Raw genomic sequence first — 18,606 nt, forward strand, 5'->3', positions numbered from 1 at the left:
ATGCTTGTCCATGGTGACCAGATCCGGCTCACGCCCCGGGAGCGTCGGGTGATCCGGCGCCTGACCGGAATAGACCCGCACTTCATCCACAACCGGGAAACAATGATCCGTTTCCGGGATCAGTACCTGCAGAGCTACCCCACTGATACCCCCCAGATCCGACTGGTCAAACTGCTACTGCGTCGCAACCTTGTGTAGCGTCTTTCCGGATGTTGATTTTTCGCAATGGCCTCGATAGCCAGTGGTGATTAGATGGAACCACGATGCGGCAATAACAAGAGAGGCCCTCATGACGGACCCGGCTCAGGTGCCTGAAGAAGACCGCAGAAAACACGAAATCGGGCTCTTCCTTTTCCTGATCGTTTTTCTGTTCCCACTGGTGACCTTCATGGTCGTTGGCGGTTATGGCTTTGGCGTCTGGATGTTCCAGGAGCTGATGGGCCCGCCCGGCCCGCCGGCAGGCTAGTGGGAGCCCAGCCATGACAGACGAGATCCATATCGCGAGCCTGCTCGTTCAGGTGGCCCCTGAGTCCCTGGATGATCTGAGCCAGTGGGCCGGCGCCCACCCTGAGGTGGAAGTCCGCGGCACGGACCCGGCCGGGAAGCTGGTGCTGATCACCGAGAGCGAGGGTCGCCAGCCCATTCTTGACCTGATGGATGCCTGCCGGGATCGCCCCGGCGTGTTCACCGTCAATCTCATCTACCACGAGATCCTCAGCGCCCAGGAAGCGGATCAACCGGAGGAAATCCAGCCATGACCATGACACGTCGGGAATTCGCCAAAGCCAATGCCGCCGCGGCCGCTGCTGCCACGGCGGGGATGGCAACCCCTGCCGGCGCCAGTAACCTGATCACCAACCAGGAGCTGACCTCTCTGCGATGGGACAAGGCCGCCTGTCGTTTCTGTGGCGTGGGCTGCAGCGTCATGGTCGGCACCCGGGGCGGGCAGATCGTCGCCACCCACGGTGACAACCAGTCCGAGGTCAACCGGGGGCTCAACTGCGTTAAGGGGTATTTCCTCTCCAAGATCCTCTACGGTAAGGACCGGCTGGAACAGCCCATGCTCCGCAAGCGCGATGGGCAGTACCACAAGGAAGGCCAGTTTGAGCCGGTTTCCTGGGACGAGGCGCTGGACGTCATGGCCGAGAAGTTCAAGACGGCCATCCGCGAGCACGGCCCGGACAGTGTGGCCATGTTCGGCTCCGGCCAATGGACCATCTGGGAGGGCTACGCCGCCTCCAAGTTGATGAAGGCCGGCTTCCGCACCAACAACATCGACCCCAACGCCCGCCACTGCATGGCCTCGGCCGTGGGCGGGTTCATGCGCACCTTCGGGTCCGATGAGCCCATGGGCGTGTATGACGACATCGAGGAGGCGGATGCCTTTGTGGTCTGGGGCTCCAACATGGCGGAGATGCACCCGGTGCTCTGGACCCGGGTCACGGACCGGCGACTGTCATTCCCGGATACGGAGGTCGCCGTGCTCTCCACGTTTGAGCACCGCTCCTTCGATCTGGCGGACAACGGCATGGTCATGCATCCGCATGCGGATATTGTCATCCTCAACTACATCGCCAACCACATTATCCAGTCCGGCAATGTGAACGAGGATTTCGTCAACAACCACACGAAATTCGTCCGGAACGTGACCGACATTGGCTATGGCCTGCGCCCTGAGGATCCGCGCCAGCAGGACGCCGAGAACGCGGACAACCCCAATAGCTGGTCGGACATGAGCTTCGAGGCATTCCGCGAGCACGTCAGTGAGTTCACCCTCGAACGCGCTGCCCGTGAATCCGGGGTGCGGGAAAGCCAGCTCAAGCGCCTGGCCGAGCTCTATGCGGACCCGGATCGCAAGGTAATGACCTTCTGGACCATGGGCGTGAACCAGCACACTCGGGGTGTGTGGGTGAACAACCTGATCTACAACCTGCATCTGCTTACCGGCAAGATCAGCACCCCGGGCAACAGCCCGTTCTCGCTGACGGGCCAGCCTTCCGCCTGCGGCACTGCGCGGGAGGTGGGCACGTTCGCGCACCGGCTGCCGGCGGACATGGTGGTGGCCAACGCCGATCACCGGAAGAAGGCAGAGAAGATCTGGAAACTGCCGGAAGGAACCATTCCCTCAAAAGTGGGGTTCCATGCGGTGGAGCAGAGCCGCCAGCTGCGTGACGGCAACCTCAAGGTCTACTGGACCCAGGTGACCAACAACATCCAGGCCGGCCCGAACTCAGCCCAGGAGACCTATCCCGGATGGCGCAACCCGGAGTCCTTCATCATTGTCTCCGACATGTACCCCACGGTTTCCGCCCAGTGCGCGGACCTGATCCTGCCGACCGCCTCCTGGGTTGAGAAGGAGGGGGCCTTCGGCAACTCCGAGCGCCGGACCCAGTTCTTCTACCAGCTGGTGAGCGGTCCGGGCGAGTCCCGCTCGGATCTGTGGCAGACAGTGGCGCTTTCAAAGCGCATCCGGCTGGATGAGGTCTGGCCGGAGGAGCAGCTGCAGAAGGCACCGGAGCTGCGGGATAAAACGCTGTTCGACCTGCTGTTCGCCAACGGTAACGTGGATGCCTACCCGCTGGATCAGATGCGCGAGGGTTACCCGAACCATGAATCCGAGGACTTCGGGTTCTACATCCAGAAGGGCCTTTTCGAGGAATACCGCAACTTCGGCGAGGGTAAGGGCAAGGACCTGGCGCCCTTCGATACCTACCACGAGGTGCGCGGCCTGCGCTGGCCGGTGATTGACGGCGAGGAGACCCGCTGGCGCTACCGCGAGGGACTGGATCCCTACGTGGAAGAGGGCACCGGCTGGCAGTTCTACGGTAACGACGACAACCGCGCCCGCATCTTCGCGGTGCCCGATGAGCCGCCGGCCGAGAGCCCGGATGATGAATACCCCATGTGGCTGTGCACCGGCCGGGTCCTGGAGCACTGGCACACAGGGTCCATGACACGCCGGGTGCCGGAGCTGCACCAGGCCGTGCCGGATGCCTTGGTCTACATGAACTTCGACGATGCCCGGGAACAGGGCATGCGTCGTGGCAGCGAGGTGCGCGTGGTCAGCCGGCGGGGTTCCATCCGCGCCCGGGTCGAGACACGGGGCCGCGTGAATCCACCCAGGGGACTGATCTTCGTGCCCTTCTTCGACGCAGGCAAGCTGATCAACAAGGTCACACTGGACGCCACGGACCCGATCTCCAAGCAGACTGACTTCAAGAAATGCGCGGTCCGCCTGGAACTTGTGGACCTGGCTTAAGGCACCGGAACAGAGAGGCCCATCATGAAAAGCTTCATCACGACTGTAACCCTTCTGGTGCTCACCGTTCTGGCCATGGGCGTGGCGGCTGAGAAGACGACGGACGCACCCAGGCCGGATGGCCTGCGTGGTGCCGGTTACAGCGCAACGCCGGCTGCTCCGCCCATTGCTGGTGTCACCGACCGCAAGGGTCGGGAGGAACGCAATTACCCGGAACAGCCGCCGGTGATACCGCACAGCATTGACGGCTACCAGCTGGACAAGCGCTTCAACCAGTGCCTGGACTGCCACAGCCGCAGCGCCTCACCGGAGAGCGGGGCACCCATGGTCAGCATCACCCACTTCATGGATCGCAACAAACAGGTACTGGCGGCGGTTTCACCGGACCGTTACTTCTGCACCCAGTGCCATGTGCCGCAGACGGACGTGGATCCGCTGGTGGAGAACCAGTTTGAGACGGTGGATGAAGTGCTGCGGCGGCTGGCCGAAGACGGTGACGGCCAGGGAGGCGCGGAATGAAACAATGGCTGTGCTACTACTGGCGTCTGCTGTGGCGGCCCGCGGCCACCATCAGCCTGGGCGTGCTGGTGCTGGGTGGCTTTATTGCCGGGATCATCTTCTGGGGCGGGTTCAACACCGCGATGGAGGCCACCAACACCGAACAGTTCTGCGTCTCGTGCCACGAGATGCGCGACAACGTTTTTGAGGAGCTCAAGGGCACTGTCCACTACAGCAACAGCTCCGGGGTTCGGGCGACCTGTTCGGACTGCCATGTGCCCCACGAATGGACGGACAAGGTGGCGCGCAAGATGGAAGCCTCGAAGGAGGTCTGGGGCTGGCTCTTCGGCACCATCAATACGCCCGAGAAATTCGAGGCCAAGCGCCGGGAGCTCGCGGAGCGTGAATGGGCCCGCCTGGAGGCGAACGACTCACTGGAATGCCGCAACTGCCACGAGTTTGAGTCCATGGACTTCACACGCCAGAGCCCGCGGGCTGCGGAAGCCCATTCCACTGCCCTGGCTGGCGGTGAGGCCACCTGCATTGACTGCCACAAGGGCATCGCCCACGAGCTTCCGGATATGTCCGGGGTTCATAACCGTTGAACCCAGAACGTCCGCATGGAAGCGGGCGTTCTGGGCGTCAGTCGCGCTTCGTGCCCCCGGGGGCATATCCCGGATCCGGGTGGAGAAACCGCTCTGCTATGGCCGGCCGGCCACTGATTGGGGACTGTAATTTGTGATGTGAGCTAAAAGCGCATTAGAATCCGCATCGACAGACACAACAAAGAGGTAATGATGCGTACAGTCTTTGATGCGAAAGGCGCAGTTGTTCTTACCGCTGCAATGATTCCCGGTATGGCCATGGCGGGTGGCTTCTCCCTGAACGAGCAGAGCGCGAGCGCCATGGGCACCGCCAATGCCGGCGCCGCTGCCAACCCGCAGAACGCCTCGACGGTGATCTTCAACCCAGCGGGTATGACCCAGCTTTCCGGTACCAATCTCTCCTTTGGTGCTGCGGTTCTGGATATCGATGCTGAAGCCGATAGTGCATCCGCCACCAATCAGGTCGGTGAACCTGTTCGGGGCTCGAATGGCGGCGACATTGCTGACCCTGCCTATCTGCCCAATGCCTTCCTGACCCATGAGATGAGCGATAACGTCGCAGTGGGTATCGGTCTCCATGCGCCCTATGGCCTGGCGGCGGACTATGATGATGACTTCAAGGGGCGCTACTTCGCGGACGAGACGGAGCTTACCGGGATTGCCCTGACGCCATCCATCGCAGTGGACTCCGGTAACGGGCTGTCGCTCGGTTTTGGTGTGAATGTCATGTATCTGGATGGCAAGTTGTCCAAGTTTACGGATACGTCAGGCGCAACACTTCAGGATTCCAGTAATGGCTTCAATACGCCTGCCGCCGCAACGCGGGCAGCCAGTGCAACGCCGACCTACTCAAACGTTGAAGGTGATTCCATTGAGTACACGCTTCGCATTGGTGCTATGTATGAGCTGTCCGACAAGACCCAGTTCGGTTTGACTGTAGAGTCCGGTACTGAAGCCTCTTTGGATGGTGACATCACCATCAGCGACTTTCCGACCCAGGCAGGCCCTGTAACTCTCAAAGAAGATGCCGAGGTCCCTCTGGATATCCCGCCAAGTGTAACCTTCGGTGCCCGGCATCAGCTAAATGATGACGTTACCTTGCTGTTCGGGGCCACTTGGGCACGCTGGAGCGACTTTGAGGAACTCGATATCTACTCCGGTGAGGGTGGTACAGGAGAAGTTTCCAGCGCACTCAGGGCCCAAGGCCAGGTTGGTAACCCGATCACCCATATCACCGAGAAGTGGCAGGACACCTGGCAGTACAACCTGGGCGCCAGCTGGCAGGCGGACCCGCAGTGGAAGCTCAGGGCCGGCTATGCCTGGGACGAATCACCTGTGGACAGCTACACCACAGCACGGATTCCGTCTCAGGACCGCCACTGGCTGACTCTGGGTGCCCAGTTTGCTCCGGCCAATACCGACTGGACCGTGGACGCGGCCGTGGGGACGCTCATCTTTGATGGTGATGCGAAAGTCGATGAACAAAACTACACACACGCCACACCGCAGCAAAGTCCGGCAGCAGATCAGTCGCGGTACCAAGGTTCTTACGACCTGAGCGCATGGAGCGCTTCCGTGGAACTCAGTCGCTCATTCTGAACTCCATCCCCTCGGCTCCAGGGATGGAGCCGCCTCCCCCTTAGCCAAGGCACTTGTAACCCCTTTACGGGTCTACGGCAGCCACAGCTCGAACACACTGCCTCCCAGATCACCGCCATTGCGCAGGCGGGTGAAGCCCTGGCGGTCGCCAGCGGTGTGCATCCCAGCCATACGTTCGGCGAAGTAAAGCCCGAGGTTGGTGCTGCCAGTGCTGAAGTCGATGCGTTCGGTGCCGGAAAAATCGACCTCCAGCATGTGTTCCGGGTAGCCCGGCCCGTCGTCCTCCACGCTCAGGACCAGCCAGCCATCTTCGGCACGGGCGTTCAGCTGGAGCTGGCTGCCGGCGTAGCGGATGGCGTTGTTGATTACGTTGGTCAGGACGCCACTGACGAGCTGGGGATCAAAATAGCCTTCCTCCGCATCCGGCTCGGTGTGGACTTCGAGTGTTATGCCCAGCCCTTCCAGCAGGCGCCGGTGATGGGCCTGCTGCTCATCAAGAAAGTCGTGGACCAGCTGCTCCTCCACGGTCGCGGAAAGCTTTTCCTCGGACAGCCGGTAAAGGCTCAGCAGCTGGACCAGGTCGCCATGTACCCGCTGGGCCTCATACTCGAGGGTGGTGAAGGGGCGGGCGCCACGAACCTCCTCGCCGACTGAGTCACGCACCTCATCCAGTGAATTCAAGAGCATCCCCAGGGAATTCTTCATGTCATGGACGGTTGAGGCGAGCACCGTGGAAAAGTCGAGATCATTGCTCATGTGTTGCTCCCGGATGTGAGATCCGCAATTTTCTTTTTCAGGAACTGGTAGCGTTTGTACTGCTTGTGCTGGGGCGGCAGGTGGCTGAGCTGATCAAGGCACCGCTCACAGCGGCGCAGCATGCTCGGGTCTGACCCTTTTCCTTCCTTTTCCGCGTTCTTGAGCAGCACCTGGACCAGGTTGAGGTTCAGAGCCGGATGCTGGGGCACCAGCTCCAGAGCCTGGCTGAAGGAATCCGCGGCCTGACCCAGCTCGCCGCTCTCAAAGGCCTTGATGCCTTCCTTGTTAAGCGCCCGGGCCTGGTTCTTCTTATGGAAGCTCACGGGCTCATCCATCAGTTCCTCGATGGCTTTCATGATTTTCGGGTCATCCTGACAGCGTTCGGCCAGCTGGTTGAGAACCCGTTGGGCAGCCCCATCCTCCTGCTGGGTGTAGAGCGCGCGGGCGTAATCCAGGGTTTCCTCCGGGCTCAGGGTCTCCGGATCCAGCTGATCACTGATGCTGTCCAGCGCCTTGCGGCTTTCGTTCATCCGTCCTTGGCCGGCGTAGACCCGGGCGGCTACCAGCTGCTTCCGGGTTTTTGCGCTTTCGTCGTCCTTGAAGCGACGTCCCACGTTATGCAGGGCCTTGAGAGCTTCGTCCGCCAGCTGTTTGCCTTCGCTGGAGGTATTGCCGTCGCTGAGCTCGGACAGGGTGCGACCCAGGCCAAGGTAGTTTTCCGGGCTGTCGTGGATGGAGTTGTCGCTGAGTTTCACGGTGGAGCGCCAGGCGTCGGCGGCGGTTTCCATGTCCTGGTTGCTGGCCGCGATGCTGGCGAGCTGTTTCTGGCGCAGGATGGCCAGCGGTGAGATCTCAAGCGCCTTTTCCACGACCTCCTGGGCCCTGCGGCTGTTGCCCTTGCGCTGCAGGGCGTCCGCCAGGGCATCGTAGGCCTCGATGTAGTCGGGGTTGCTCTCGATCAGCGTCTCGAAGTGGCTGATGGCTTCGTCCAGTGCGTTGCGGGCCAGCGCGGCCCGCCCCATGCCCATGCGGGCCCAGGCCAGCTCGCGGCCCTCCAGAACCTGCTCATAGATGCCACGTGCAAGATCTGGGGTGCCGCGCTGAAGGTAGAGGTCACCGAGGATCTGCATGACCCGATTACGGTAGCGGGTCTTCGTCTGCAGGAGCTGTTCCGCCTGGCTGATGGCTTCCGGCAGGTCCTCCTGGTCGAGGGCATGGTTGATGGGGTAGAGAGCGTGGCGCTGGGCCATCAGGGCATCCATGCGTTTCTGCAGCACGGCCTGGGTGATGGGTTTGATGATGTAGGTATCGGGATGGTACTCACGGGCGCCCATCACGATCTCCCGCGAGGTTTCCGCGGTCACCAGCACAAACAGTGAGGTGTGGCGCAGCAGCTTGTGGTGGCGCAGTGCCTCCAGCACCTGCTGGCCGGTCTTACCGGAGCCCAGGTTGAAGTCGCAGATCAGTACGTCGTAATGATCCTTGGTGCACTTGGCAATGGTTTCGTTGCCGTTGGCCGCCATGTCGATCTTCTCGGCGCCAAAGCTGCTGAGCATCTGACGCATGGACTTGCGGAAATTCTCAAAGTCATCCGTGATCAGAAACCGCAGCTTCCGGTAAAGGTGATAGCGCTCGTTCTCATCCATCGGCTCTGGGCCCGTAATCAGTGGTGGCAACACAGGGGGTGCTGTTCAAATTAGTCGACCCCCGACCATCCCTCAACAGATCATGCACCCCCTTGACATAAAATAACGCCATTGGCGGCGTTTCCCTGCTTTCAGGGCGGGTGGTAGAGTAGCGGCGAAGCCTGTTTCCAGTTGAGAGGCTGCTATGACCACGAAGGATGAGCGCCTTCAGTTCCTTGAGGCCATGGGGGATGTTGAGCCGATCCGCAAGCCGGATCGTGCGGATCTCGATGGAGGGCGTCAGGTTACGCCGGGGCAGCTGGAACGCCAGCGCGCCGCCGTGCTCGAGAAAACCCGAGACCGTAACCCGCTGACCGCCACGGATGTGGCCTGGCTGGGCCCCCAGGATGAGCTGAGTTTCAAGCGCGACGGTATCCAGCATGGCGTTTTCAAGAAGGTGCGCCTGGGGCAGTACCCCATTGAAGCACAGCTGGACCTGCACCGGATGACCGTGGATGAAGCCCGCCAGGAGGTGTTCAACTTCATCCGCGAATGTCTGCGCCGTGGCGTGCGCTCGGGGCTGATCAAGCATGGCAAGGGGGAGCGCAATCCGGACCGTATCGCTACCATCAAGAGCTACGTTAACCAGTGGTTGCCCCAGCTGGAGGATGTAATGGCGTTCCACTCCGCGCAGCCGAAGCACGGCGGTACCGGAGCGGTCTACGTGATGCTGCGCAAGAGCCCGGAGGAACGGGAACGCAATCGAGAGCGGTTCAGTGGTTGAAGGGCCATTGTGACAGGAGTGAACAATGACAATAACGATCAGGGTGAATGGCGCCGAGCAGTCGGTGGATGCCCCGGAGGATACGCCCCTGCTGTGGGTGCTGCGTGACTGGATGGGGCTTAAGGGCACCAAGTTCGGGTGCGGAATCGGCCAGTGCGGAGCCTGTACCGTGCATATTGACGGCAGTGCGCAGCGCAGCTGCATCACGCCGGTTGCCAGGGTAGCCGGTGGCGAGGTGTCGGTTACCACCATTGAAGGCCTTGCCGGCGAAGACAGCCTGCATCCGGTACAGGAAGCATGGCTTGAGCATAATGTGCCCCAGTGCGGCTACTGCCAGTCCGGTCAGATCATGAGCGCTGCGGCGCTGCTTGACCAGGAGGCGAACCCGGATGATGAGCGGATCAGTGAGTTCATGGCCGGCAATCTCTGTCGCTGTGGCACCTATCCCCGGATCCATGCCGCCATCCGCTCCGTTGCGGATGGGAGTGCCTCATGAGTGAAGTATCCCGACGTGAACTGTTCCGCCTGGGTGCTGCTGGCTCCGGCGCTCTGGTACTGGGCATGGTGCTGCCCGGCTGTGCCACTGCCCCGGGTGAACGGGAACCAACCCGTGTCGGGGCCTGGGCGCCCAACGCCTGGCTTGAGATTGATCCTGACGGCGGGGTGGCGTTCACCCTGGACCGTGTGGAGATGGGGCAGGGGACGGTGACCGGCATTACCACCCTGGTGGCGGAAGAGCTGGATGTGGCCCCGCAGAACATTGAGGTGGTCTTCGCCCCGGTGGGTGATGCCTACATCAACCCCCAGTACGGCCTGCAGGTAACGGGTGGCAGCTCCAGTGTGCGTACCAGCTGGGAGCGGGTGCGCGAGGCCGGTGCCAGGGTGCGGGCGGTTCTGCTGGCCTCGGCTGCGGAGGTCTGGCAGGAGCCGGTTGCGTTACTGACCACCGGAGACGGCCATGTGCTGCACCCGGACGGTACCCAGCGGATAGCCTATAAGGACCTGCTGGCACTGGCGGCACGCCAGAGCATGCCCGAACAGGTCACACTGCGTCGCCCGGAAGACTTCCGCTACATTGGTAAACACAACCGTCGCCTGGATGCCCTGGCCAAGGTCACGGGCCAGGCCCGCTTCGGTATCGATGTGGAGCTGGAGGGGATGCGCTATGCCGTGGTGGCACGGCCACCGGCCATCGGCGCGCGTCTTGTGGCCTTTGACGATTCCAGGGCACGGGGGCTGCCCGGTGTGATCGATGTGCTGGCCATTGAGCGTGGCGTTGCCGTTGTGGCGGAAAGCTACTGGCAGGCCATGAAGGCGCGGGGTGAGCTGAGCATTGAGTGGGACGAGTCCGATGCGGTGAAGGTTACCCAGAATTCGGTCTTCCGCCAGTATCGTCAGGCGGCGGATGACAGCGCCGGTGATACCGAGCGCAGTGAGGGCGATGCCGCCGGTGTGCTTGAGAACGCGGATGAGGTGCTGGAGGCCGAATACGAGGCGCCTTTCCTGGCGCATGCCACCATGGAGCCCCAGAACGCCACCGCCATGGTCACGGACCGGGGGCTGGAGGTCTGGGCACCCACCCAGGGGCCCGATCTGGCACGGATTGCGGCAGCACGCACCAGTGGCTATTCCCCGGGTGAGATCAGGGTGCACACCACCTTTTTGGGCGGTGGTTTCGGTCGGCGCCTGACCCAGGAGTATGTGGAAGAGGTGGCGGAGATCGCCAGCCACAGAAAGGAACCCATCAAGCTGGTGTGGTCCCGGGAGGACGACATCCGCCATGACGTCTTCCGCCCGGCTATGCTGCACCGCTTTCGTGGCGCTCTGGCTGACGGGCGCGTCACGGCCTGGGATCACCAGATCACGGGCCCGCTCATCTTCGACTGGTTCGCCCGCAACGCGGCCGCCGCTCAGTACCCCTGGGCACCACGCATGTTCTACAACACCCTGGCGTCGGTGGGGCGAATGACCGAGGATACCTTCCTCACCCCCAAGGACCATTCCGCCATTGAGGGCGCTGTGGATGTGCCCTATGCCGTCCCGGACCTCTGGGTGCGCCATACCCACTCCGATGCCGGGGTGCCGGCCAGCTACTGGCGCTCCGTTGGCCATTCCCACAATGGCTTCGCGGTGGAGACCTTTATGGATGAGCTGGCCCAACGGGCCGGCGAGGATCCGGTAGCGTTCCGCCTGCGTCATCTGGAGGACAGCCCCCGGCACCGTGCGGTGCTGGAGCGGGCGGCGGAAGCCGCTGGCTGGGGCGGCTCCCTTCCCGAGGGCAGGGCGCGGGGCGTGGCCCTGCACCGCAGCTTCGGCACTTTCGTGGCGCAGGTGGTGGAGGTCAGTATTGAAGACGGCGCTATCCGTGTTCACCGGGTGACCTGTGCCGCGGACTGTGGTCGCATGGTGAATCCGGATATTGTGCGGATGCAGATGGAAGGCGGCATTCTGTTCGGCCTCACGGCAGCCCTCTATGGCGAGGTGGACTGGGATGAGAACGGCCGCCTGCAGCAGAGCAACTTCCACGACTACACACTGATGCGCCACGACGAGACACCGGAACTTAACATCCTTCTGGTTGAAAGTGATGAGGATCCGCAGGGCGTGGGTGAACCCGGAACACCGCCGGCAATTCCGGCCCTGGGCAACGCTCTGTTTGCACTCACTGGTGAACGCCAGCGGCGTACCCCCTTCCAGGCAGGGAGCGCCGATGCCTGAAGCGAATCAGGATCCGGCTTTTTCGGTCATAGAGCATGTCAGCCGCTGGCTGGCCCGCGGCGAGCGGGCCTGGCTGTGCACCGTTCTGCGCACCTGGGGATCCTCGCCGCGCCCACCGGGCTCCATGCTGGCGGTCAACGCCGCCGGTGAGTGGTCGGGCTCGGTCTCCGGGGGCTGTCTGGAGGAATCCCTGATCCGGGAGGTAGTGGAAGGGGGGGAACCGCTTTCCACAGCCCCCAGGCTGGTGGACCACGGCGTAACCGAAGAAGAGCAGGAGCGCTGGCGGCTGCCCTGCGGCGGCCGCATGCGGCTGGTGGTGGAGGTTCTGGATCCGGATCGCCATGCCGGCCCGGTCGCCCGGGTGCTGGATGATCTGGCCGAGCGCCGGGCGGTGACCCGGCGTGTGAACTGGGCCAGCGGCGACTGGCAGTTCGCCGGTGCCTCGGTGCCTGAGCGCGTTGAGGAGCATGAACAGGAGTTCCTGCACACCATCGGTCCAAGCTCGCGCATGCTGATGATCGGGGCCGGGGAAGTGGCTCGCTACGTCGGCCGCATGGCCCTGATGAATGGTTTCAGTGTCGCGCTCTGCGAACCACGCCCGCTGTTTCTGGAAGGCTGGGAGGAACCGGGTATCGAGTGCCATGCCTGCCTGCCGGACGATCTTATCCAGCGTGACTTCAATGATGCGCACTGCGCGATTCTGGCGCTTGGGCATGACCCACGCATTGACGACATGGGTCTGCTGGCCGCCCTGGAGAGCAATGCGTTCTATATCGGCGCCATGGGGTCACAGCGCACCGCCGCCCAGCGGCGGGAACGCCTGTATGAGCTGGGCGTGACGGACTCCCGCATGGGGCGTATCCATGCGCCCATTGGCTTCAGTATCGGCAGCAAGGCGCCGCCGGAGATCGCCGTGGCGACCATGGCGCAGGTTCTGGCCGAGCGCTACCGGCTGCTCCACCGGGTCAGCCGGTATGACGTTTAGGCCGCTGGCCCGCGTTCTCCTGCCGGCCCTGTTGCCCCTGGTCCTGGCGGGCTGCTGGTCGGGTGGGGAGAATGATGCCCGGGCAGAGGCCTATGTTGACGCCCTTGCCGGGGCTTTCGGTGTGGCGCCCGAACCTTCCCGCATCCCCACGGTCGAGCCCCTGCCGCGCCCCCGTGAACGCCGGCTGGAACTGCCGGAACTGGACATGGGGCTGGTGGATTTCCTGTCCCTCTACGGCTGTGAACTGCAGGTGGTGATCGGTGAGCGGACCAGTGTTCTGGGGCGTGTGGCGCATCCGGGTACACGCATGGAATACCATCTGCGCTTTCTTGCCGCCGTGGAGGCGTGCCTGCCCAAGGTCGACAGCGAATCCCGAACCAAGTCCCTGAAGAAAGCGTATGATGCGCGGGCGGAATCACTCCCGCTGGCACTGTGGAACGGCGTCTGGGGCAGCGATGAGATGGCGCGGCTGGTCAGCCGTTCCGGCGGTCGCGTGCCGGAAGCTGTGCCGGAGCAGGCGTTGGATCGGCTTATCGAGAGCCTCTCCGGGACCGCGTCGATGCTGGCCTCCGTGGAGCCGGGCAGGGTGCCTGAAGGGCTGGCGGCCATGACGGAGCACTATCGCCAGTGGCGCAGGGAGCCGCGCTTCGGGCAGCTGCTGCGCAGTGCCGAGGCCCTGCAGGCCCGTCTTGGCGACAGTGCCGGTATCCTGGACCGTGCCCTGGCTTCGGCGCAGGGCTGCCCCACGGACGCGGGGGCGGTGGCGCTCTACCGTAAGCATTATCTGGATGGTCTGGTGCCCCGTATCCGGCAGGTGCAGGGATACGGTCGCCGCATGGCCCGGGCCCTGGAAGCGCTGGTAGAGGCTACCGGCGCGTCGCCGCCGGACGCCATGATGCCCTTCATCAACCGCAACCTCCGTATTCGGCGCTCAGACAGTGTCTGGCAAGATCTCGACCAGGCGGTGGCACGCCACGCCGCTGCCTGGAACCGCCTACTCGAACGCTGTGACTGATCCCATGCCCGTAGTGTGAGGCGGTCGCTTTTGCCGCTTCCCGCATCCTGTTAAAACCGCCGCTGAACCTTCATGGAACAGGATGAACACCATGGAATCGCCTGCCAGGGCCGCACTGCTGGTAGCCGTGACGCTGGGGCTGAGCGGCTGCTTTGAGAGCCAGAGAGATGAAACCTTCAATGATACCGTCGTCGGTGATGACGTGGATGTCCGTGTGCTTCATGCCGTGACGGATGCGCCCTCCCTCCGCCTGGAAGCGGGTGGTGAGGTGCGGGCGGAGACACTGGACTACGGAAAGGTCGCTACCTTCAGCCTGCCGGCCAATCACCACCGTTTCGAGGCGGCGGGCTATACCGGCAGGGAAGCGCCTGAGCCCCTTCTGGACAACCTTGAGGGCAACCTTACCGAGGGCATGCGCCACGACCTGCTGCTGGCGGGTTCCCTGGCCGATGACAGTGCCCGCGCGATCCTGCTTGAGCAGGATGACGAGCCCTTTGATCCCGAGGACCAAGAGGACGAAGAAGACAACGGGGAAGACGACGGTGAGGCGGGTTCAGACGAGGATGAGCCGGACAGGGATGTGCGGTTCCGGGCGGCCCACCTTGCCCCCGATACCGGGGCTGTTGATCTGTATCTGGGCGGTGATACCTCTGGCAGCCCGGATGCGACCCTCTCTTACGGTGACGTCAGCGAGGCTATCCGGGTTGAGTCGGGCGTTTACCGTTTTCTGATCACCCGGGCCGGAGAAAGCGACCCCATTTATGACAGTGACTCGGTTCTGGGTTGGGATACCGGGGATGATCTGCTGCTGGCCGTGACGCCCGCCATCGGTGTTCAGGAGGACAGTGACCTGTCGCTGATCGAGGTGGATGGGGAGCAGAGTCGGCGGATTCCTGGTGATGGGCAGGGAGCTGAGATTGCTTTCGTCAATGGTTCGGCCAGCAAAGTCAGTGCTGAAAGCAGTGATGGCACAATCACCTGGCAGGATGTTGATTCTCTGAGTAAAGCACCCGTGGATGGATATGACCCCGTCGGAGGAGGAAGTTATCAGCTGGATTTCACTTCGGATGGAGGAGCGGCTGGCTCCTATGGTTTCAGTCTTGCCAAGGGGAGCGCAGGCACCGTTGTGCTGAGATCCTGGCCTCCCTCCGATTCGACGGAGGCCAGTTTGCTGATCAATGATGCCCGCTCTGTCGCAACCAATGCCAGGGCCCGTATTCTGAATACTTGGCCTAACGATCCCGATAACGATGGCGACGCCGAGCCCGTGGACGTTTACCTTGTGGAAGGCAGTGGGTGTGAGAACCCGCTTTCCGGTGATGGCGTTGTGCCCGAGCCGGTTGTCGGCAGCCTTGCCTATTCAAACAGGAGCTCAATGCTGCCGGTGCGGCCCGGTGATTATCAGCTGGTCGTAACGGAACCTGATGACCCCGGTACGCAGTTGCTCTGTGAGGATTCCGTATCACTGCAGGCGCAGGGGCTTTATGAGCTGGTGGTTGCCCAGGACAGTGACTCTGGCCTGATCCAGGTTGGAGGTGTCAGGTAGCCTGCCAGGGCTTCTTCGGGGTGTCGTAGACCAGAAGGCGCCCCGTGCCTTCCCTGACGTCCCGCCAGGACCCTCCATCAAACGCCATCCGGAAGACCGCGCAGGTGGGGAGGTTGTCGGTGTGCGGGCCGGCCAGCAGATTGGCCAGGTCCGTCAGGTCCGGATTGTGGCCGACCAGCCAGACCTCCCGTGCCCGATCCGGCAGGTTCCGGATGGTGTCGAGCAGTCGGTGGGTATCCGCCAGATAGAGGCTGCGTTCGAAGCGGATGTCCGCCTCCGGAAAGCCCGTGCCCTGGGCCAGTACCAGCGCCGTCTCCCGGGCGCGCCGCGCGCTGCTGGCAATGAAACGGTCCGGGTATTCGCCGCGTGCGGCCATGCGCCGTGCCATCTCCGGTGCGTCCCGTTCGCCCCGTTCGTTCAGGGGGCGGTCAAAGTCGCTCAGGCTGGGGTCGTCCCAGCCGGACTTAGCATGGCGTATCAGCGTCAGTACCCGTTCCGCGCTCATGTTCCATAACTCCTTTGGTGCTCCGCTGTTATTTGCGGTTCTTGGTCAGCCGGAATACCAGTTCCGGTGATACCCGCTTGAGCCACAGTGCCATCATTTCCTTGCCTTCGCCCACCGGGATCTCGCGCTTGCCCCGGCCGAGGCCATTGATGATGACTTCCGCGGCCTTGTTGGAGTCCATGCCACCGGCATTGTCCCCATCCGCCTGACCAAAGGCGCTGCCGTCCGCCGCCAGTGAGTTCTCCGCCACGGCGGTCGCCACGAATCCCGGCACGATGGTGGAAACCTGGATGCCTTCGTCTTCCACCTCGGCCCGCAGTGCATCGAAAAAGCCCATGACCGCGTGCTTGGCCGCGCAGTAGCCGGTGCGCAGGCGCACGCCGACCTTGCCGGCCACACTGGAGGTGACCGCGATATGGCCCCGGCCGCGTTCCAGCATGTGGGGCAGGACGGCCTTGGTCAGGGCGATCTGGCCCATGACATCCACATCCATCAGCCGCTGGTAGACGGCGAGGTCCGTTTCCTGGCAGAGCGAACGCTGGGAGACGCCAGCGTTGTTGATCAGCAGGTCGATCTGGCCGAAGTGCTCCAGAACCTGACTGGTTTTGCCGGAGGCTGTTTCCAGTTCGGCGACATCCAGTGGCAGCACCATGATGGAGCTGCGAGGAAGGCCGGTTTCACTTTCACAGCGCCGGGCCACGCGTTCCAGCTCCTCCTCGCGCCTGGCGGAGAGAACCAGCCGCGCCTGCTGGCCGGCAAACGCCAGGGCCAGTGACTCGCCGATTCCCGATGAAGCCCCGGTGATCCAGACCACCTGATGCTTGAACATGCGTTGCTCCTGCTGGTTGGTTATTGGTGTTCAGCAGGGAGGAGTATGGATCAGTCCCGGGCGGGTTGCTACGTGACGTTCCGGCCTGTATACCGGAGTCTCACGGATATGCAGGGAGGTTACGGGCTCTGTAATGCTGGCTGGCTACCTGGTCTGGGCCTTCTCATTGCCGGCTCCCGGGGTCTGCTGACAGGCGCAACCGGTATCGCGTTGGAATTGGGTCTTTCCGAGGCGCTGGTCGGGCTGACCGTGGTGGCGGTGGGCACCTCACTGCCGGAACTGACGGTGTCCGTGATGGCGGCAATCCGGCGCCATGCGGACGTGGCCATTGGCAACATCCTGGGCAGCAACATCTTCAACATTCTGGGTATTCTGGGGGTGTCCGCGCTGGTGCAGCCATTGCCGCTGGCATCGCGCATGGCGTGGTTCGATCAGTGGATTATGCTGGGTGCGGCGGTACTGCTGACGCTGTTCCTGGTCAGCGGACGGCGATTGAGTCGCCTGGAGGGGGTGGTTCTGTTGATGGGGTATGGCGCCTACGTGGCCGTAGGCGTCACCCTGTAGGAGCGCGCTCTGCGCGCGATGGGAAAGAATCGCGAGCGGGGCTCGCTCCTACACCGGAGCAGGTCCGGGTTTAACGACGGCGCGGGGGACCGTTACGGCCGGCGCCGGGGCGCCCACCGCCACCAGGGCGTCCACCACCACCGCGTTTCGGGGCCGGGCCGCTCTTCTGGACCGGCTCGAAACCGGCTTCCACGCCTGCGGGGATCTCCCGGTTGACCACCTTGCGGATGCTGTTGAACTGGCCCTTTTCCTGACCACTGACGAAGGACACGGCGGAGCCGCTTTCGCCACCACGGCCGGTGCGGCCGATCCGGTGCACATAGTCGTCCGGGTTGTCCGGCAGGTCGTAGTTGACCACGTATTCCAGCCGGTCGATGTCGATGCCACGGGCTGCCACGTCCGTGGCGATGAGGGCGCGAACGTTCTCGTGCTTGAATTCTTTCAGGGCCTTGTTGCGGGCACCCTGGCTCTTGTCACCATGGATTGCGGCGGAGCGGATACCGTCAGTCTCAAGCTGCTTGGCCAGTTGGTCCGCGCCGCGCTTGGTGCGGGTGAAGACCAGAACCGAACGCCAGTTCTGGGTGCCGATCAGGTGCGTCAGCAGTTCCCGCTTGCGGCCACCGTCGACCATATAGGCGCTCTGGTCGACCCTTTCGGCGGTGCCATTGCGTTCGCCGGTCTGGATCAGTTCCGGTTCGTTCATGAACTTCTGCGCCAGCTTCTGGATGGGTGCGGAGAAGGTGGCGGAGAACAGCATGGTCTGGCGGGCATCCGGCAGTGTGCGGGCGATTTTCTCGATCGCCGGCAGGAAGCCCATGTCCAGCATCCGGTCCGCTTCGTCCAGAACCAGCACTTCAATGTCGGACAGGTTCACGGTGCCGCGTTCCATGTGATCCATCAGGCGACCGGGTGTGGCCACGAGGATATCCATGCCGCTCTTGAGCTGACGGATCTGCGGGCCAATGCCAGCGCCACCGTAGATCGCGACGGAACGCAGGGGCAGATGGCGGCCATAGGTGCGCACGCTGTCTTCCACCTGAGCGGCGAGCTCACGGGTGGGGGTGAGCACCAGGGCACGCGGCCGGCCGCCCTGTGACTTGCCTTCGGAAAGCTTCTGCAGCAGCGGCAGTGTGAAAGCGGCGGTCTTGCCGGTGCCGGTCTGGGCACTGGCCATCAGGTCGCGACCAGCAAGGGCGGCCGGAATAGCCTGCTGCTGGATCTGGGTAGCTTGGTCATAACCCTGTTCCTTGATGGAACGGTTCAGTTCAGCCCGCAGGCCGAGGGAGTCAAAGGACATTCAGTCTTTCCTGTTCAATAC

18 protein-coding genes and 1 pseudogene are annotated in these 18,606 nt (G+C 63.0%); 14 read left to right on the top strand and 5 right to left on the bottom strand.

What is annotated here, in order from left to right; genetic code table 11:
* The 7 genes from F3089_RS00555 to F3089_RS00585 all read left to right on the top strand — a co-directional run bounded on the left by F3089_RS00555 (position 1) and on the right by F3089_RS00585 (position 5,961).
* Positions 1 to 198: a hypothetical protein gene (locus F3089_RS00555; protein WP_095617580.1), complete on the top strand. Its 198-nt coding sequence runs from the start codon at positions 1 to 3 to the stop codon at positions 196 to 198.
* Between the two features lie 91 nt (positions 199 to 289).
* A complete protein-coding gene (locus F3089_RS00560; RefSeq protein ID WP_077530727.1) occupies positions 290 to 466 on the top strand; it encodes a nitrate reductase in 177 nt (58 codons plus the stop codon).
* A gap of 13 nt (positions 467 to 479) precedes the next feature.
* Complete coding sequence (locus tag F3089_RS00565) at positions 480 to 758, top strand: chaperone NapD (RefSeq protein WP_151438940.1); 279 nt, start codon at positions 480 to 482, stop codon at positions 756 to 758.
* Positions 755 to 3,259: a nitrate reductase catalytic subunit NapA gene (gene napA, locus F3089_RS00570; protein WP_151438941.1), complete on the top strand. Its 2,505-nt coding sequence runs from the start codon at positions 755 to 757 to the stop codon at positions 3,257 to 3,259. Before F3089_RS00565 ends, napA begins: the two co-directional genes overlap by 4 nt.
* A gap of 24 nt (positions 3,260 to 3,283) precedes the next feature.
* Positions 3,284 to 3,778 (top strand): nitrate reductase cytochrome c-type subunit, encoded by a 495-nt coding sequence (locus F3089_RS00575; protein WP_151438942.1) that lies wholly within the window; start codon positions 3,284 to 3,286, stop codon positions 3,776 to 3,778.
* Complete coding sequence (locus tag F3089_RS00580) at positions 3,775 to 4,362, top strand: NapC/NirT family cytochrome c (RefSeq protein WP_151438943.1); 588 nt, start codon at positions 3,775 to 3,777, stop codon at positions 4,360 to 4,362. The genes F3089_RS00575 and F3089_RS00580 overlap by 4 nt, the downstream gene beginning before the upstream one ends.
* Positions 4,363 to 4,551: 189 nt before the next feature.
* Positions 4,552 to 5,961, top strand: coding sequence for an OmpP1/FadL family transporter (locus F3089_RS00585; RefSeq protein WP_202405514.1), 1,410 nt, complete (start codon positions 4,552 to 4,554; stop codon positions 5,959 to 5,961).
* 72 nt (positions 5,962 to 6,033) lie between these two features.
* On the opposite strand, the gene F3089_RS00590 is transcribed toward F3089_RS00585, so the two are convergent.
* Complete coding sequence (locus F3089_RS00590; RefSeq protein WP_151438944.1) at positions 6,034 to 6,717, bottom strand: sensor histidine kinase; 684 nt, start codon at positions 6,715 to 6,717, stop codon at positions 6,034 to 6,036.
* Positions 6,714 to 8,363, bottom strand: a complete 1,650-nt coding sequence (locus F3089_RS00595) for a tetratricopeptide repeat-containing response regulator (RefSeq protein WP_151438945.1) — start codon at positions 8,361 to 8,363, stop codon at positions 6,714 to 6,716. Before F3089_RS00595 ends, F3089_RS00590 begins: the two co-directional genes overlap by 4 nt.
* Before the next feature lie 184 nt (positions 8,364 to 8,547).
* Between F3089_RS00595 and smrA the strand changes: the two genes are divergently transcribed.
* The 6 genes from smrA (at position 8,548) to F3089_RS00625 (ending at position 15,390) form a co-directional block, all read left to right on the top strand.
* Positions 8,548 to 9,126, top strand: a complete 579-nt coding sequence (gene smrA, locus F3089_RS00600) for a DNA endonuclease SmrA (protein WP_151438946.1) — start codon at positions 8,548 to 8,550, stop codon at positions 9,124 to 9,126.
* A 25-nt stretch (positions 9,127 to 9,151) separates the two neighbouring features.
* A complete protein-coding gene (locus F3089_RS00605) occupies positions 9,152 to 9,622 on the top strand; it encodes a (2Fe-2S)-binding protein (RefSeq protein WP_151438947.1) in 471 nt (156 codons plus the stop codon).
* Positions 9,619 to 11,844 carry a xanthine dehydrogenase family protein molybdopterin-binding subunit gene (locus F3089_RS00610; RefSeq protein ID WP_151438948.1) on the top strand — a complete coding sequence of 742 codons (2,226 nt, stop codon included), beginning with the start codon at positions 9,619 to 9,621 and terminating at the stop codon, positions 11,842 to 11,844. The genes F3089_RS00605 and F3089_RS00610 overlap by 4 nt, the downstream gene beginning before the upstream one ends.
* Complete coding sequence (locus tag F3089_RS00615) at positions 11,837 to 12,829, top strand: XdhC family protein (protein WP_151438949.1); 993 nt, start codon at positions 11,837 to 11,839, stop codon at positions 12,827 to 12,829. The genes F3089_RS00610 and F3089_RS00615 overlap by 8 nt, the downstream gene beginning before the upstream one ends.
* Positions 12,819 to 13,844 (top strand): DUF3080 family protein, encoded by a 1,026-nt coding sequence (locus F3089_RS00620; RefSeq protein WP_192497229.1) that lies wholly within the window; start codon positions 12,819 to 12,821, stop codon positions 13,842 to 13,844. Before F3089_RS00615 ends, F3089_RS00620 begins: the two co-directional genes overlap by 11 nt.
* A gap of 91 nt (positions 13,845 to 13,935) precedes the next feature.
* A complete protein-coding gene (locus F3089_RS00625; protein WP_151438951.1) occupies positions 13,936 to 15,390 on the top strand; it encodes a DUF4397 domain-containing protein in 1,455 nt (484 codons plus the stop codon).
* Here the strand turns inward: F3089_RS00625 and F3089_RS00630 are convergent.
* Both F3089_RS00630 and F3089_RS00635 read right to left on the bottom strand, forming a co-directional pair.
* Positions 15,383 to 15,895 (bottom strand): SixA phosphatase family protein, encoded by a 513-nt coding sequence (locus F3089_RS00630; protein ID WP_151438952.1) that lies wholly within the window; start codon positions 15,893 to 15,895, stop codon positions 15,383 to 15,385. The genes F3089_RS00625 and F3089_RS00630 overlap by 8 nt on opposite strands.
* Positions 15,896 to 15,923: 28 nt before the next feature.
* The gene (locus F3089_RS00635; protein ID WP_151438953.1) at positions 15,924 to 16,724 is read right to left on the bottom strand and encodes an SDR family oxidoreductase; all 801 of its coding nucleotides are present in this window, start codon (positions 16,722 to 16,724) and stop codon (positions 15,924 to 15,926) included.
* Positions 16,725 to 16,874: 150 nt separating this feature from the next.
* Between F3089_RS00635 and F3089_RS00640 the strand changes: the two are divergent.
* A pseudogene (locus tag F3089_RS00640) lies at positions 16,875 to 17,288 on the top strand (sodium:calcium antiporter); the annotation flags it as partial.
* Positions 17,289 to 17,358: 70 nt separating this feature from the next.
* Here F3089_RS00640 and F3089_RS00645 read toward each other — a convergent pair.
* Complete coding sequence (locus F3089_RS00645) at positions 17,359 to 18,585, bottom strand: DEAD/DEAH box helicase (protein ID WP_151438955.1); 1,227 nt, start codon at positions 18,583 to 18,585, stop codon at positions 17,359 to 17,361.
* Positions 18,586 to 18,606: the final 21 nt, after the last annotated feature.

Source organism: Halospina sp. K52047b (genome assembly GCF_008709855.1).
Taxonomy (GTDB): domain Bacteria; phylum Pseudomonadota; class Gammaproteobacteria; order Pseudomonadales; family Oleiphilaceae; genus Halospina; species Halospina utahensis_B.